This window comes from Paenibacillus sp. FSL R10-2734 (assembly GCF_037963865.1).
Taxonomy (GTDB): Bacteria; Bacillota; Bacilli; order Paenibacillales; family Paenibacillaceae; genus Paenibacillus_AQ.
This window is the reverse complement of sequence record NZ_CP150170.1, coordinates 4,851,956-4,866,692: the sequence shown is the minus strand read 5'-3', so window position 1 is coordinate 4,866,692 and position 14,737 is coordinate 4,851,956. Positions and strand designations below refer to the sequence as shown.

At 42.7% G+C, this 14,737-nt stretch carries 12 protein-coding genes; 11 read left to right on the top strand and 1 reads right to left on the bottom strand.

Annotated elements, in window-relative coordinates:
- The first annotated feature begins 7 nt into the window (after positions 1-7).
- From NSS67_RS21280 to NSS67_RS21235, 10 genes are all read left to right on the top strand, one after another.
- Positions 8-931 carry an ABC transporter permease gene (locus NSS67_RS21280; protein WP_339315593.1) on the top strand — a complete coding sequence of 308 codons (924 nt, stop codon included), beginning with the start codon at positions 8-10 and terminating at the stop codon, positions 929-931.
- Positions 924-1,718: an ABC transporter ATP-binding protein gene (locus NSS67_RS21275; protein ID WP_339315592.1), complete on the top strand. Its 795-nt coding sequence runs from the start codon at positions 924-926 to the stop codon at positions 1,716-1,718. Before NSS67_RS21280 ends, NSS67_RS21275 begins: the two co-directional genes overlap by 8 nt.
- Before the next feature lie 181 nt (positions 1,719-1,899).
- Positions 1,900-3,675: a sensor histidine kinase gene (locus NSS67_RS21270; protein ID WP_339315591.1), complete on the top strand. Its 1,776-nt coding sequence runs from the start codon at positions 1,900-1,902 to the stop codon at positions 3,673-3,675.
- A complete protein-coding gene (locus NSS67_RS21265) occupies positions 3,668-5,236 on the top strand; it encodes a response regulator (protein WP_339315590.1) in 1,569 nt (522 codons plus the stop codon). Before NSS67_RS21270 ends, NSS67_RS21265 begins: the two co-directional genes overlap by 8 nt.
- Positions 5,237-5,356: 120 nt before the next feature.
- Positions 5,357-6,688 (top strand): extracellular solute-binding protein, encoded by a 1,332-nt coding sequence (locus NSS67_RS21260; RefSeq protein ID WP_339315589.1) that lies wholly within the window; start codon positions 5,357-5,359, stop codon positions 6,686-6,688.
- 143 nt (positions 6,689-6,831) lie between these two features.
- Positions 6,832-7,752 (top strand): sugar ABC transporter permease, encoded by a 921-nt coding sequence (locus NSS67_RS21255; RefSeq protein ID WP_339320656.1) that lies wholly within the window; start codon positions 6,832-6,834, stop codon positions 7,750-7,752.
- Positions 7,753-7,755: 3 nt separating this feature from the next.
- Complete coding sequence (locus tag NSS67_RS21250; protein ID WP_339315588.1) at positions 7,756-8,595, top strand: carbohydrate ABC transporter permease; 840 nt, start codon at positions 7,756-7,758, stop codon at positions 8,593-8,595.
- Positions 8,596-8,773: 178 nt separating this feature from the next.
- Entirely contained in the window at positions 8,774-9,565 is a 792-nt protein-coding gene (locus tag NSS67_RS21245; protein WP_339315587.1) for an SDR family NAD(P)-dependent oxidoreductase, read from the top strand.
- Positions 9,566-9,775: 210 nt separating this feature from the next.
- Positions 9,776-10,498, top strand: coding sequence for an MgtC/SapB family protein (locus tag NSS67_RS21240; RefSeq protein ID WP_339315586.1), 723 nt, complete (start codon positions 9,776-9,778; stop codon positions 10,496-10,498).
- A gap of 85 nt (positions 10,499-10,583) precedes the next feature.
- On the top strand, positions 10,584-11,573 hold the full coding sequence (locus NSS67_RS21235; RefSeq protein WP_339315585.1) for an aldose 1-epimerase: 990 nt from the start codon (positions 10,584-10,586) through the stop codon (positions 11,571-11,573).
- An 89-nt stretch (positions 11,574-11,662) separates the two neighbouring features.
- On the opposite strand, the gene thrS is transcribed toward NSS67_RS21235, so the two are convergent.
- Complete coding sequence (gene thrS / locus NSS67_RS21230) at positions 11,663-13,576, bottom strand: threonine--tRNA ligase (protein WP_339315583.1); 1,914 nt, start codon at positions 13,574-13,576, stop codon at positions 11,663-11,665.
- 476 nt (positions 13,577-14,052) lie between these two features.
- Here thrS and NSS67_RS21225 point away from each other — a divergent pair, with 476 nt between their 5' ends.
- Positions 14,053-14,721, top strand: a complete 669-nt coding sequence (locus NSS67_RS21225) for a TraX family protein (RefSeq protein WP_339315582.1) — start codon at positions 14,053-14,055, stop codon at positions 14,719-14,721.
- The last annotated feature ends 16 nt before the right edge of the window (positions 14,722-14,737 follow it).

Sequence of the window (14,737 nt, the reverse complement as noted above, 5' to 3'; positions counted from 1 at the left end):
AACTTCTATGTATGAATCAATGCTCGGGGCCGTGGAAATGGGTCTGTTATACGCATTTATGGCTTTAGGGGTGTATATTACTTTCCGTATTTTGGATTTTCCGGATTTGACTGTGGATGGAAGCTTTACCACTGGCGGTGCCATTGCCGCTGTAATGATTACCAATGGCTACGCACCATGGTTGGCCACACTAGCTGCTATTGCAGGTGGGATGCTGGCAGGGATGTGTACGGGTCTACTACATACAAAGGGCAAAATTAATGGATTGTTATCTGGGATTCTAATGATGATTGCACTTTACTCCATTAATCTACGAATATTTGGCGGTAAGCCTAACTGGTCACTAATGGGTGATACCACGTTGTTCACCTCCATTAATCCACTTCTTGTTCTTCCTTTTGTTGTTTTATTTGTGAAAATTCTAATGGATTTATTCTTGCGTACTGATCTGGGGCTTGCTTTACGGGCTACCGGAGATAATGCAAGAATGATCCGCAGTCTGGGTGTAAACACAGATAATACAACCATTCTCGGCGTCAGTTTATCCAACGGAATGGTGGCACTCTCAGGTGCGCTTATTACTCAGTATTCTACTTTTGCGGATTCTTCAATGGGTATAGGGATGATTGTGATCGGCTTAGCTTCGGTAATCATTGGTGAAGCTATTTTCGGTGCTAAAAATGTATTTCGTGCCACATTGGCTGTTATTCTAGGGTCTATTGTTTACCGGATCGTTGTTGCTCTTGCTTTGCGTGTTCCATGGTTAAAATCTTCAGATCTAAAGCTGATTACGGCGATTATCGTTATTTTCGCACTTGTATTCCCATCGATTCAGCGTTTCTTGAAGCAGAAGAATTTAGCACGTAGGCGTTCAGTTGAATTAGCTGAACAAGCGCTAAGCAGCAAGAGAGGAGGAACCATCGATGCTTAAGCTTGATAACGTATCTAAGCTGTTCAATCCTGGGACACCGGATGAGAAGATCGCGCTGCTCGGCATTGATTTGGAGCTTCTTCCTGGTGATTTTGTCACCATTATTGGGAGTAACGGCGCTGGTAAATCGACGCTGATGAACATTATTTCTGGTGTTATGAAGCCGGATCTGGGTTCAGCAAGTATTGAAGGGAATTCTATCAGCCATTTAGCAGAATACCAGCGCAGTCGCTGGATCGGACGGGTCTTTCAGGATCCGATGGCAGGTACGGCTCCTCGAATGACGATTGAAGAGAATTTAGCCATGGCTTATAAAAGAGGGAAGAGCAGAGGACTATCCTTTGGTGTAAATGCAGCGAGACGAGCCATGTTTCGCGAGGAATTAAGTCGTCTCGGGATCGGATTGGAGAACCGCCTGCGAGCAAAAGTAGGTTTATTATCTGGTGGGGAGAGACAAGCGCTGAGCTTACTAATGGCAACCTTTACCCAGCCGCAGATTTTGCTATTAGATGAACATACAGCGGCACTTGACCCTTCACGTGCGGAGTTGATCACTAAACTGACAGAGTCTATTGTCCGTGAGATGAAGCTAACTACGCTAATGGTTACCCATAACATGGAGCAGGCTATCCGTCTTGGAAATCGTCTAATAATGATGGATAAAGGTCGTATTATCCTTGATATTGACGAAACACGTAAAAAGGATCTTACAGTAGAACGCTTACTAGGAGAATTTGAAACAATCAGTGGTCATAAGCTAGCAGATGATCGTATGATGCTTGGTTAATCTTTGTAGCAGTGACGTGTCCTTACCATCAGGGCTTGAAGTGAAATCTAATTGTGGATTTCATCTCAAGTCCTTTTTGTTGTAATTTTCCCCAAATGCTTCAACATAGTTTATGATGGGATAGATTGATAATAAACATTAATTCCTATAATAGGGGCTTTTAGTGAAATGGAGGAAGTTGATGATTCGGAATGATGTTAGCGCTTTCAGGAGTTCTGGTATTTTCAATAAAATGATATTAATCATTTCATTTTTGCTGCTGCTTTCCTTTCTATTCTCTTTGACCGTCCTGCAGTATGTGTATCGTATTTATGACAAGCAAATCTATGAGAAGTCCTCCGAGGTATTGGGGATGTCTTCTATAAGTATAGAGAGTACTTTAAGAGAGCTGGATCAACTGTCTTTCACAGTAGTCTCTGATGAGCAAATACAGGAATGCCTGCGCCAGTTGCAGGATGACCCTCAACCGTATGAGAGACAGGTTCTACATAACAAGATCATTAATAGGTTAGTTGCCTTTGCAGGCGCAGAGAAATACGTATACTCAATGATGCTGTTGGATACGAATGGTGGTGCCATGACCGCGGGCAATCGAGAAGGTGTATCACAGGATCTTCAGGATCAATTGAAGCCACTGGCTATGGAAGCTGGGGGGAGCATTGTGTGGTATCCCCAAGGAAATAAAAATTCACTTCTGGCTGTTCGACAGATTAAATCTTACACCGGATCAACATTTACTCTGGACGATCTAGGGACGTTAGTCATCCGTATTCGTATTGACCGTATTATAGCAGATAGTACGAGTAACACTTCGGATGACGATCAGTTGATTGTCGTTGATGCGACGTCGGGGCTGGCGGTCTACCCGAAAGCTCCAATTTTACTGCCAGAGGAGCTTAAAGAGGAAACGGAACGTTTAGAGCTGTATCGGACTGCCAAGTATGAGGCAGGAACTTATTTTATAACGAAGTCTAAATCATCTTATATGGAATGGATTTATATTAATGCGACCCCATTCAATGAGATGTTTAAACATATTACTTTTGTAAAAAAACTGGTCGTTATTATATTCGCTCTGATATTACTAATTGGACTGCTCTTAGGCTATCGACTAGCCCGAAGTATTGTACGTCCGATTTCAAAGCTGACCAAAAAAATGAAACAAATCGAAAAGGGTGATCTGGATAATCTGGAGGAACAGTCACTAGGTGTTGTCTCGCAAACTGCGCAGGACGAGGTGAGCCAGCTTAACCGTACGTTTAAAATGATGATCCGCAGGATCAGAGAACTAATAGATGAGAATTATGCGAAGCAGCTCATGATTAGAGAGACCGAGCTCAAAGCTTTGCAAGCACAGATTAATCCACATTTTCTGTACAATACACTTGAATCCATTAATTGGTTAGCCAAATTGAACAAGCAATCTAAAATCTCAGAAATGGTAGAGGCCCTTGGCTACTTGTTTCGTAGCTCTATTGGTCTTAAGGACCCCCTAATTACGATTGAAAAAGAGCTCACTATCGTGCGTAATTATGTCGTAATCCAAAAGACACGCTTTGATGAGAGACTTGATTTCCGTATGGATTTTCCAGAGCATTTGCATGACGCATTAATCCCGAAGCTGACATTGCAGCCGTTAATAGAGAATGCGATCAGATATGCATTAGAACCTAATATTGAGCCTTGCACAATTTCTGTAACGGTTAGTGAGGAGGGGCAGGGGCTTGATATTCGCGTCAGTGATAATGGGCCGGGCATGAGTGCAGAGTTCATCAAGGATTTACAACAGGGTCGAGTCAAGACTCGTGGCGAAGGCATCGGCTTAGCAAACATCGCAGAGCGTATTCAATTAGTGTTCGGCCCAGAATGGGGTACAGTGATTGAAAGTGAGCCAGGACAAGGAACGACAATACATGTGCGTATACCTTACTTAAAAGGAGTGGCAGAGAATGTATAAGTTACTGTTGGTGGATGATGAACGGTTAATATTGGAAGGCATATCGCAGGTAGTAAATTGGGAACGGGCTGGAACAGAACTTATGGGTACGGCGCGGAACGGAATTGAAGCCTTGGAAAAAATAGAGATGCTTCGTCCTGAAATCGTCATCACTGATATTTCCATGCCCGGTTTAGATGGACTAGGGTTAGTGCAGAAATGCAGTGAACGATTTCCCGAGGTGAAGTTCGTTATGCTGACCGGCTATAAGGATTTTGACTACGCCTGTATCGCAATGCAGCATGGAGTGAAGCATTACTTGCTTAAGCCTTGCAACGAGAATCAAATTCACGATGCATTGGTGGAACTGGTAGAGGAGCTCGATGAATTTAAGAGCCGATCGGAATTTGTAAACAGTATGAAGCAGCGACTTACTAAGGTTCTACCACATGTGAAGGAACAATTTTTGAAGGAATGGATATCTAACAAAACTTATGGAAGACAAGATCTTGAGTATTATCAGGAAATGTTCGGGATGGAACTAAATGATAAAGTGGTGCGATTGATCTTATTCAGATTGGAAGGCTCGTATGAATATGAGCAACTATTCGCTTTGAAAAATATTGCACAGGATGTGCTTCAAGAAACGCTGCTTAGTACAACGATTGGCAGTTATTTATTGATACTATTGGAAGTCGAGAAAGATACAGTTCAGAATAGTCCGCAGCTGAAGCGTATTGCGGAAGTGAGAAAGGTGTTCCGTAAGTTTTATAAAATGGAAGTAACGATTGCGGTTAGCGACGCAGACTTAATGATTCATTCACGGAGCTTGTATCGTCAGACCCTGCAGTGCCTGAACCACTGCTTTTATCTGGAAGAGGGAGGACTGATCACAGGAAGTGATATTCCTAGTGATGAACTAAGCGGAAGAAATGATGTTGAGCTTGATGAAGAGCAAATCTGTTTGCTTATTAAAGCGGGTGACAAAGGTGCAGTAGAGTTAGAATTGGATCGCTTATTTAACCTGCTTGCTGATCAGCGAGTGGATATCAATGTAGCCCGATCTTATGTTTTGCAATTGTATTCCGCCATGATACGTTTAGCCGTCCCTGATGAAAGAAACAACTTTACTTCAGGTATGGCGGAGCTTGCTGAGATCAGGACATTAGGTGGGCTTAAGGCATATGTCAAAGATTCAGCTGCTCGTCTGACAGCGATGTATGATCGTCATTTTAGATGTCGTCAATCTTTAATCGTAGATAAGATGAACAAGATTATTGCTGATGATTACAAAAATTCGGAACTGTCACTTAGCTCAGTAGCTGCAGAAATGTTATATATGAATCCAGATTATCTTGGGAAAATATTCAAGAAAATCACAGGAGAGAAATTCTCTAACTATGTAACTAATTACCGGATTGCTAAAGCATCTGAACATATTTTACAGAGTGGAGATGTGAGAGTGTTTGAGCTGGCTGAAATGTTCGGCTTCGGCGGGAATGCACAATATTTCAGTCAGGTGTTCAAAAAAGTAACCGGGCAGACACCCACGGATTTTATGAAATCTCCTCAATCGAACTGATTATTGAACAAACAAGACGGTTTTTTGTATTCAACAATCACTGAATATTTGAGAAAATTCAATCATGAAAGCGCTAACTAAAGGGAGCAGAGCCTTTATACTATTATAGGAAAAGGGGACATGAGATTGAAAAAAAGAATCGCATTGCTAGCTATACCATTGTTGTTGTCGGTATTGTCAGGTTGTGGTGGAGGTAACAACAATGATGCTGCCGCAACGAATGCTCCTACCAACAGTCCTTCGGAATCGAAACCCGCTGCTACGACCTCAGCAGAACCTGTAACCTTGCGTATTGCATGGTGGGGTGGAGATACTCGACATTCTTATACACAACAAGTTATTGATATGTATGAAGCCAAATACCCGAATGTAACCATTGAACCTGAATATGCTTCATTCGATGATTATTGGAAGAAGCTAGCCCCTCAAGCAGCGGCAAATCGACTCCCTGATATCGTTCAAATGGATATTTCTTATATTAATCAATATGGATCTAACGGACAGCTTGAAGATATGAAGCCTTATTTGAACTCTCAGATCCAAATCGGCGATGTGAATGAGAACGTGCTAAGCACTGGAGTAATCAACGAGAAGCAATTTGGAATTCCGTTAGGAGTTAACGTACTTGGTTTTCAATACGATCCAGAACTGTTGAAGAAAGCCGGCGTTGATTCCATTCCAGACAATTGGACTTGGGATCAATACAAGGAAATTGCTATGAAGGGCAAATCGGCTGGACTGTATATGGATAGCTCCATGGCCGCTGACGTATTCTTCAACTATTATTTGCGTACAAAAGGACTAGCACTATATAACAATGATGGTTCTGCACTTGGTTATGAGGATGATGCTTTGTTCACTGACTTTTTCGGCATGCTGTCCGGTTTGATAAAAGATGGAGCGGTTCCATCTCAAGACAAACTGAGTCAAAATAAAGGCGTTATCGAAGAGTCGGATATTGTGAAAGGAACAGGGATCGGTATTTGGCAATGGTCGAACCAATATGTCGCACTGCAGATTGCTGTCAACCGTTCTATGGCACTGGCACAAATGCCTGGCCCTGATATGAGTAAGGGACTCTACATGCAACCAAGTATGTACTGGTCAATTACTTCTAACTCTAAAGTGAAGGAAGAGGCCGCGAAGTTCGTTGATTTCTGGATTAATGATCCCGAAGCCAACAACCTAATCAAAGGTGAACGTGGTGTGCCGATTTCTAGCAAAATTAAAGAATCTGTATCTTCACAATTATCAGATTCCGGTAAGCAAGTATTTAAGTTCGTAGCCGACATGGAGCCTACTACGTCACCAATGAGTCCTCCAGTTGGATCTCCAGAGGTTGTTGCACTGCTTACAGACCTTGCTGAACAAATGAACTTCGGAAAAATTGAACCAGCAGCTGCAGCAACGCAGTTCCGAAAAGAAGCAAACTCCATTCTCTCTAGCCGGTAATAGTAGGAAAACTGATAACTATACTGCATCTCACATGGGAAACGGCATGCCATTTGCTTAGGCGGCATTCCGTTTCCTTTTTTATTCACATAAAAAGGAGCTGGAGACCCTTGGCATTCACGAATCCCCTTCCTTCGAATCCGCTGACTTTTAAGAAAAAGAAGCTAACAGGTCGTAAATTACGAAGCAACCTTACCGGATATGCTTTCATCAGTCCGTTCGTCATCGGCTTTCTTTGCTTCACACTGATCCCGATGCTCATTTCACTTTATCTTTCTTTTACCAAATACAATTTATTCGCTCCACCAAAGTGGATCGGATTTGATAATTACAGCAAAATGTTCTCGAATGATCCAAAATATTTGCATTCACTAAGGGTAACGCTGCTTTACGTATTTATCGGTGTGCCTTTACGCCTCACCTTCGCATTATTTGTAGCGATGATACTAAATACGAAATCACGTTTGATAGGTGCGTATCGTACAACCTATTATCTACCTTCTATAATCGGTGGCAGCGTGGCGGTATCCATCATGTGGCGCAATATTTTTAGTGATACTGGAATTATTAACGGTATGCTCGGCTTTTTCGGTGTTGGTCCGGTAAGTTGGTTTGGCAATCCAAGCGCTGCGCTTTTTATGTTGATAACCCTATCCGTATGGCAGTTTGGTTCTTCCATGTTGATATTTCTGGCTGGACTAAAGAACATTCCTGGTGAAATGTATGAGGCAGCTAGTGTAGATGGGGCAGGTTTTTTCAGAAAGTTCTTCAAGATTACAATGCCGCTCTTAAGTTCAGTTATTCTGTTTAATCTAGTCATGCAGACGATCAGCGCATTTATGACCTTTGTTCCAGCTTATATTATCTCTAAAGGTGAAGGTGGCCCAATGGACGGCACAATGCTATACTCTCTCTATTTATTCCGTCAGGCCTTTATGTTTAATAACATGGGTTATGCTTCAGCCATGGCGTGGGTAATGCTGTTGCTTGTCGGCATCATGACCGGAATTTTGTTCAAGACATCCAAATCGTGGGTCTTCTACGAATCGGAAGGAGGAAAATAATCCATGGCGAAAATGAAACTGAAATGGCCGCTTTATCACATTCTTATTGGTGGCCTAGCTATCATTATGCTGTATCCGATTTTGTGGATGATCATGAGCTCTTTTAAAGAAAGCCGGCTTGTGTTTGTTACAGCACAGCAACTTCTTCCCGATCCTTGGGTATGGGGGAATTATGCTAAAGGGTGGGAAGGGGTTGCCGGCTACTCCTTTGGTGTCTTTATAAAGAATTCACTAGTTATTGTTGTTGTAGCAACTCTTGGAGCAGTTATCTCTTCTTCGCTGGTGGCCTTCGGATTTGCACGCAATAAGTTTGTAGGTCATGGCTTATGGTTCGGTATCATGATGATGACGCTTATGCTTCCTTCAGATGTAGTTCTCGTCCCGCAATATATTATCTATGCAAAATTGGAATGGCTCGACAGTATCAAACCGATTGTGGTGCCACAGTTCTTTGGCGTACCATTCTTCATTTTTTTAATGCTGCAGTTTATTCGGACGATTCCCGTCGAACTTGACGAAGCGGCTACGATTGATGGGTGCGGGAAATTTGGCCTCTACTTCAGAATCATACTTCCACTTATCAGGCCTTCGATGGCTACTGCGGCAATTTTTTCCTTCTATTGGCGTTGGGAGGATTTGCTGGGACCTGTATTGTATCTAAATTCTCCATCTAAATACACGGTTTCCATGGGGCTGAAGATGTTCCTCGACAGTGAGTCGGTGTCCAATTGGGGACCCATGTTCGCCATGTCCGTTCTTAGCTTGGCACCAGTCATGATTATCTTCTTCATCTTCCAAAAGCAGATCGTGGAAGGAATTAGCACCAGTGGTTTGAAAGGATAAGTCTCTAATGAAGAAAGGAGCGATAGCTACCATTTTGATTTTGGAATTAAATGATCTCATTATTCATCTTCGGAAGGGTGAATAAACAGTCTGTCGATTCAACTTCTGTATGCGAGGTTAAGGTTAAGGAAAGAACTTAACTGGAAGGCTTGCATGACAAGAAGGAGGATGCTTAAACATGGCAGATAAGAAGCTGGAAGGCAAGGTAGCGATTGTAACAGGAGGTGGTTCCGGAATTGGGCGAGCAACCGTGCTTGAATTCGCTCGAAACGGGGCAAAAGTTGTATTACTAGATAGAACCGTTGAGAATGCAGAAAAGGTTAGAAAACAAGTGGAGAAAGAAGGCGGAGAAGCCTTAGTAATTGAATGCGACGTTGCTGAGCCAACACAAGTGGAAGCAGCAATCAACAAGGCGGCCGCAAAATGGGGGCGTCTTGATGTTGTTTTTGCTAACGCAGGGATTAATGGGGCAATGACCCCCATTGAAACGATGGATATTGAGTCTTGGGACCAGACCATTCACATCAACCTTCGCGGTACCTTTGCGACTGTTAAATATGCGATTCCGCATCTAAAAGAGAGCGGGGGCAGCATACTGATTAACAGCTCTATTAACGGAAATCGAGTGTTTTCTAACATTGGTTTCTCAGCTTACAGTACAACAAAGGCAGGGCAGGTTGCTTTTATGAAAATGGCAGCGCTCGAGCTTGCACAATTTCAAATTCGCGTCAACGCCATCTGCCCGGGAGCTATTAAGACAAATATAGATGACAACACGTACCCATCCGATGATCTGAAGGAGGTAAAGATCCCTGTTGAATTTCCGGAAGGGGATCAACCGCTGGAGGAAGGTCCTGGGCGTCCTGATCAAGTTGCAAAGCTTGCACTTTTTCTGGCCTCCGAGGATTCGGATCATATTACTGGAACAGAGATTTATTGTGACGGTGCAGAATCGTTGCTCCATGGTTAAATATTCGTAAATAATCTCTTCCATCAAAACGGATTCTATCCTCTTCGTTATGCGGGATCAAATTGACTGAGCGCGCATATACATTGAGGATAGGAATGCCGTTTTTTTGATGGATCATAAAGTATATATGTGGGGATATTTTATTGGCAAAATAAAGCTAATCATTATCTTAGTTATCCGTTATAATGGAGTATCTCTGGAGAAAGGAGAATGAATGTGGATTTTCATTTTGAATCATTAATTAAGCTGCTAGTGGCCATGCTGTTCGGGCTGTTCATCGGGATTGACCGACAGATCAAGCAGAAACCGCTGGGGATTCGGACCAGTATGGTCATTAGTATTGCCTCTTGTCTTGTAACAGTAGTGTCTATTCATGCTTTTGATAAGTTTGCGGGTCCTGAGCATCCGAATATGGATCCTATGCGTCTTGCTGCACAGATTGTCAGTGGGATAGGATTTTTGGGTGCTGGTGTTATTCTGCGTAGAGGCGGTGATGCGATATCAGGTCTCACCTCGGCAGCACTCATCTGGACAGCATCGGGAATTGGTATAGCTGTCGGAGCAGGATTCTATATTGAAGCAGCATATGCAGTTATTCTTCTAATGTTTGCAGTGAATTTGGTTCCTCATTTAATTCGTTCGATTGGTCCTGAAGTGCTTAACAAGCATGAGGTTTCGGTAAAAATCATCATGGAAGCTAATTTTGTGCTTACTGAAGTGATCCAAAAAATTGAGAGACCTCAGGTTAGTACCCAGCGAAGTACTAGAAGTCCGTCTCGGGCGATCCGCAGAATGAAAATCAAGGATTTGGAAGATGGAAGACAAATGATCGATATGGTGATCTCAGCACCGGATAAAGATTACGCAACAGAAATTTATTATGATGTGAAGAAAATTGATCATGTAATGAGCGTAGAAGTGGAACAGCTGTAAAAAAGAGCATGTCACGTCATGATCAGATGTGGTAATGTATCAGGTAGAGACAATTATCAGACACTGGAAGGGAGCACATATTATTATGTCTATCACAGCATATGAAGGACAATATGAAGGAGAAACAGCCATCTGGTTGAAAGCTGGCCGTTATGAGGCAGCTATTCTACCAGGTATCGGTGGCAACTTGATTTGTTTCCGTGATACCGAAAACGGTTACCGTTTCTTGCATGAACCGGGAGCTGAGGAAATGGAAGCCTTCAAGGCAAGTCCAGGCATCCACGGCATACCTGTATTATTTCCTCCGAATCGTTATGAGGATGGTAAATTTCCATGGAATGGTCAAACTTATCAATTACCAGTAAATGAAGTCGCTACGGGCAACCATTTACACGGATTTTTACATACGGCAGCTTGGGAAGTGGAAGAGTTCGGTAGTGGGAAGACAGAAAGCTTCGTAACTGTATTTATCAAAGTGGATGAGAATCATCCTTCTTATCAATACTTGCCGCATAAATATACAATGAAACTACGTTATACCCTTGGTGAAGGTGGATTATCTCAACAGGTGCAAGTGCACAATGATGGAGATGATGTGATGCCTTGCTTGCTGGCGTTCCATACCGCGATTAATGCACCATTCGCACCGGGAAGCACACCACAAGATTATCTTGTTAAAGCTACAATCGGTGATCGCTGGGAACTGAATGACCGTATGCTGCCGACTGGTAAATTCCAAGAGCTGGAACCGGGAGAAGTTCAGCTTCGTGGTGAAGGTGTGAATCCTTATTTTGCGCCGATGGACAACCACTACACGGCTGTAGCTCAGAACGGACGTAACCGGATGGAGCTTACTGACAGCAAAGCTGGAGTAACTTTAGTTTATGATGTAGGGACTTCGTACAAGCAATGGATGATCTGGAATAATGGTGCTTCAGAACAGTTCTTCTGCCCTGAGCCGCAAATTAACTTGGTTAATGCGCCAATGGTTGATCTGCCAGCCGATGAGATCGGTTTATTCAGCCTCAAACCAGGCGAATATTGGGAAGAAAGCAGTCGTCTGTACGTCAAGTAGATGAATGTGAATCATCATATGTGATAAAGAAAGGGCAGCCTATTCGTAGTTTTCTACGAATAGGCTGCCCTTTAAAGTAAGGACCAGAATTATCTTTTGCTAATCATTTCTTCATGAATCAGCTCGATAATCTCTTGGATACTCTTCGAGCCAATATCTCCTTCGCCGCGTTTCCTAACGGATACACTGTCGGAATTCTTTTCGTTCTCACCAAGAACCAGCATATAAGGTGCTTTTTCCAGTTGGGCTTCACGAATTTTGTATCCTAGCTTCTCATTGCGGATATCAACTTCTACACGGATGCCAGCTTCTTCTAAGGATTGTTTCACCTGAAATGCATAATCAACGTAGTTCTCGGAGACGGGCAATAGCTTCGCTTGAACGGGTGCCAGCCATAGCGGGAAGGCTCCGGCGAAATGCTCAGTAATAATCCCCATAAAACGATCGATCGACCCATAAACAGCGCGATGGATTACGACTGGTCGGTGCTTAAGATTATCTTCCCCGATGTAAGTAAGGTCGAATTTCTCAGGCATTTGGAAATCCAGTTGGATGGTCCCACACTGCCAGCTCCGTTTAAGCGCATCTAAGATGTGAAAATCAATCTTAGGTCCGTAGAACGCACCATCACCCTCATTCACACGATACTCAATCCCACGATGATCTAATACATTTTGCAGAGATTGTTCAGCCTGATCCCATAATTGTTCAGATCCCATATTATCTGCCGGACGAGTAGATAATTCTATCTTATACTCAAAGCCAAACACTTGATAAATATGGTGAATCAGTGATATTACCCGACCAATTTCATCCTCAATCTGCTCTGGTAAAACGAATAGATGGGCATCATCCTGACAGAACGTGCGAACTCTCATCATCCCGTTAAGTGCTCCAGAATATTCATGGCGATGTACTTGACCAAATTCCGAAATACGGATAGGCAGTTCCCGGTAGGAATGCAGTTTATTTTTGAAAATTAGCATATGACCCGGGCAGTTCATCGGCTTGAGTGCAAATTTTGTTTCGTCTATATTCGTGAAATACATATTATCTTTGTAGTGATCCCAGTGCCCGGACTGCTCCCAAAGCCGATTGTTCATCATCAACGGTGTGCGAACTTCATCGTAATCTCTTTGTCTTTGTAATTCACGGGCGAAATTCTCAAGCTCTGTACGGATCGTCATTCCCTTGGGAAGATAGAAGGGCATGCCTGGAGCTTCTTCAGAGAACATAAACAATTCAAGTTCCTTACCAAGCTTACGGTGGTCACGTTTTTTAGCTTCTTCAAGAAACAGTAAGTGCTCTTCAAGCTGAGCTTTCTTCGGAAAAGCAGTTCCGTAAATACGTTGCAGCATTTTATTATTGGAGTCTCCACGCCAGTAGGCACCTGCTACATTCAACAGCTTAAAGGCTTTGACTAAGCCAGTAGAGGGAAGATGTGGCCCTCGGCAGAGATCCAGGAATTCCCCTTGATCATAAATAGTTAACACTGTATCTGTCGGCAGATCACGAATAAGTTCCAGCTTTAAGGGCTCATTCAGCCCTTCAAAAAGCTTAATTGCCTCTGCGCGGCTAACCACACGGCGGATAATCGGGTGATTCTCTTGGATGATTCTCGCCATCTCTTGTTCAATGGCAACAAGGTCATCCGTGGATAATGGTGTCTCAATATCGATGTCATAATAGAAGCCATCTTCGATTACTGGCCCTATTCCGAGCTGGACACCCTTATCTCCATATATACGTTTTATGGCCTGCGCCATGATATGTGCTGTACTGTGTCTATAAATTTCTAAACCGTCTTTGCTATCCAACGTTACAATTTCGAGCTGGCTATCATGTTCGATCGGTTGGTTTAGGTCAACGGATTTGCCGTTCAATTTTCCAGCTACAGCACTTTTTTTCAGACTGGTACTAATGGCACCTGCTGCTTCTTTAATCGTCGTTCCTTGCAGTACCTCTCTAATTGTTCCATCTTGCAGTGTGATTTTGATCTCCATGATTGTTAGCCTCCATTTCTCGAAAATGTTAGTTGTGAACGCAAAAAAACGCATCTCTCCCAGACAGGGACGAGTGCGTTCAGCTCGTGGTTCCACCCTAATTCGACCTATCACAAGGATAGGACCTCATTGGTATCCGTTATCGGGGATAAGTCGGTGCCGCATACTACCGTGAAATATAGATCAACGGATTCAGCGCCACGGCTACAAAGGGGTAACCTCACAATCGTTTACTGGAGAAGCTTTCAGCCTAGACTTCTCTCTCTGGACAGTTCGTATAGGAAATTATGTCTTTGATCATTGCCATATGATGTTGCTCGTTCATAGTACTCAATTGCACCCCATAAAGTCAAGAGGGAAGTAACCATAAATAAATAGTTGATCTTCTTTTTTTAAAGTTATCATTTGCTAATGGCAAAGGAGATGATGTACTCGTTGGCGAATGTATGATATCAACATGTTTAAGGAGGTTTGATATGCAGATTCTCGCCATGCTGACAATGCTAATCGACCATATTGGCTATATTTTTTTTCCAGAGGATATTGCTTGGAGATATGTAGGGAGAATAGCCTTTCCAATTTACTGTTATGGGCTCGTTCAGGGGCATTTACATACATCATCCAGACCGAAATATCTGTTTCGATTACTCTTAATCGCAATTATTGCTCAGATTCCATACAATTTAGCAATTAATCCTGGTGGTTGGAACGTTGTATTTACTCTTCTGTTATCAGCAATCGTAATGGTTATTTTGGATAAACTTCCGTCTCTATGGCTTGGTATACCTGTCGTCATTGTAGCTATCGCATTAATGGATTACTTCCCCATAGATTATAATGCGTACGGCCTGCTGTTAGTATTGATATTCCGTTATACGAAGTCATACTGGCTTGTTGGAGCACATTTGGTACTGAATTTGTTCTATATGTTCTATAATTTTTGGACTGTGCAAATGCTCAGTATTTTACCAACGTTGTTGATTGCTTTGACTCCTGCACTTTGGGGATATTTAGAGCGTCACCGGGTTCCACGCTGGGTGTGGTGGTCTTTTTATCCTGCGCATTTACTTATTTTGGCGATAATTAAGGGTCTATTTTATAATGAATGGGGATCTATCGAATGGCGAACTTTGTTGAATATATAGTATTTTTAAAATAATA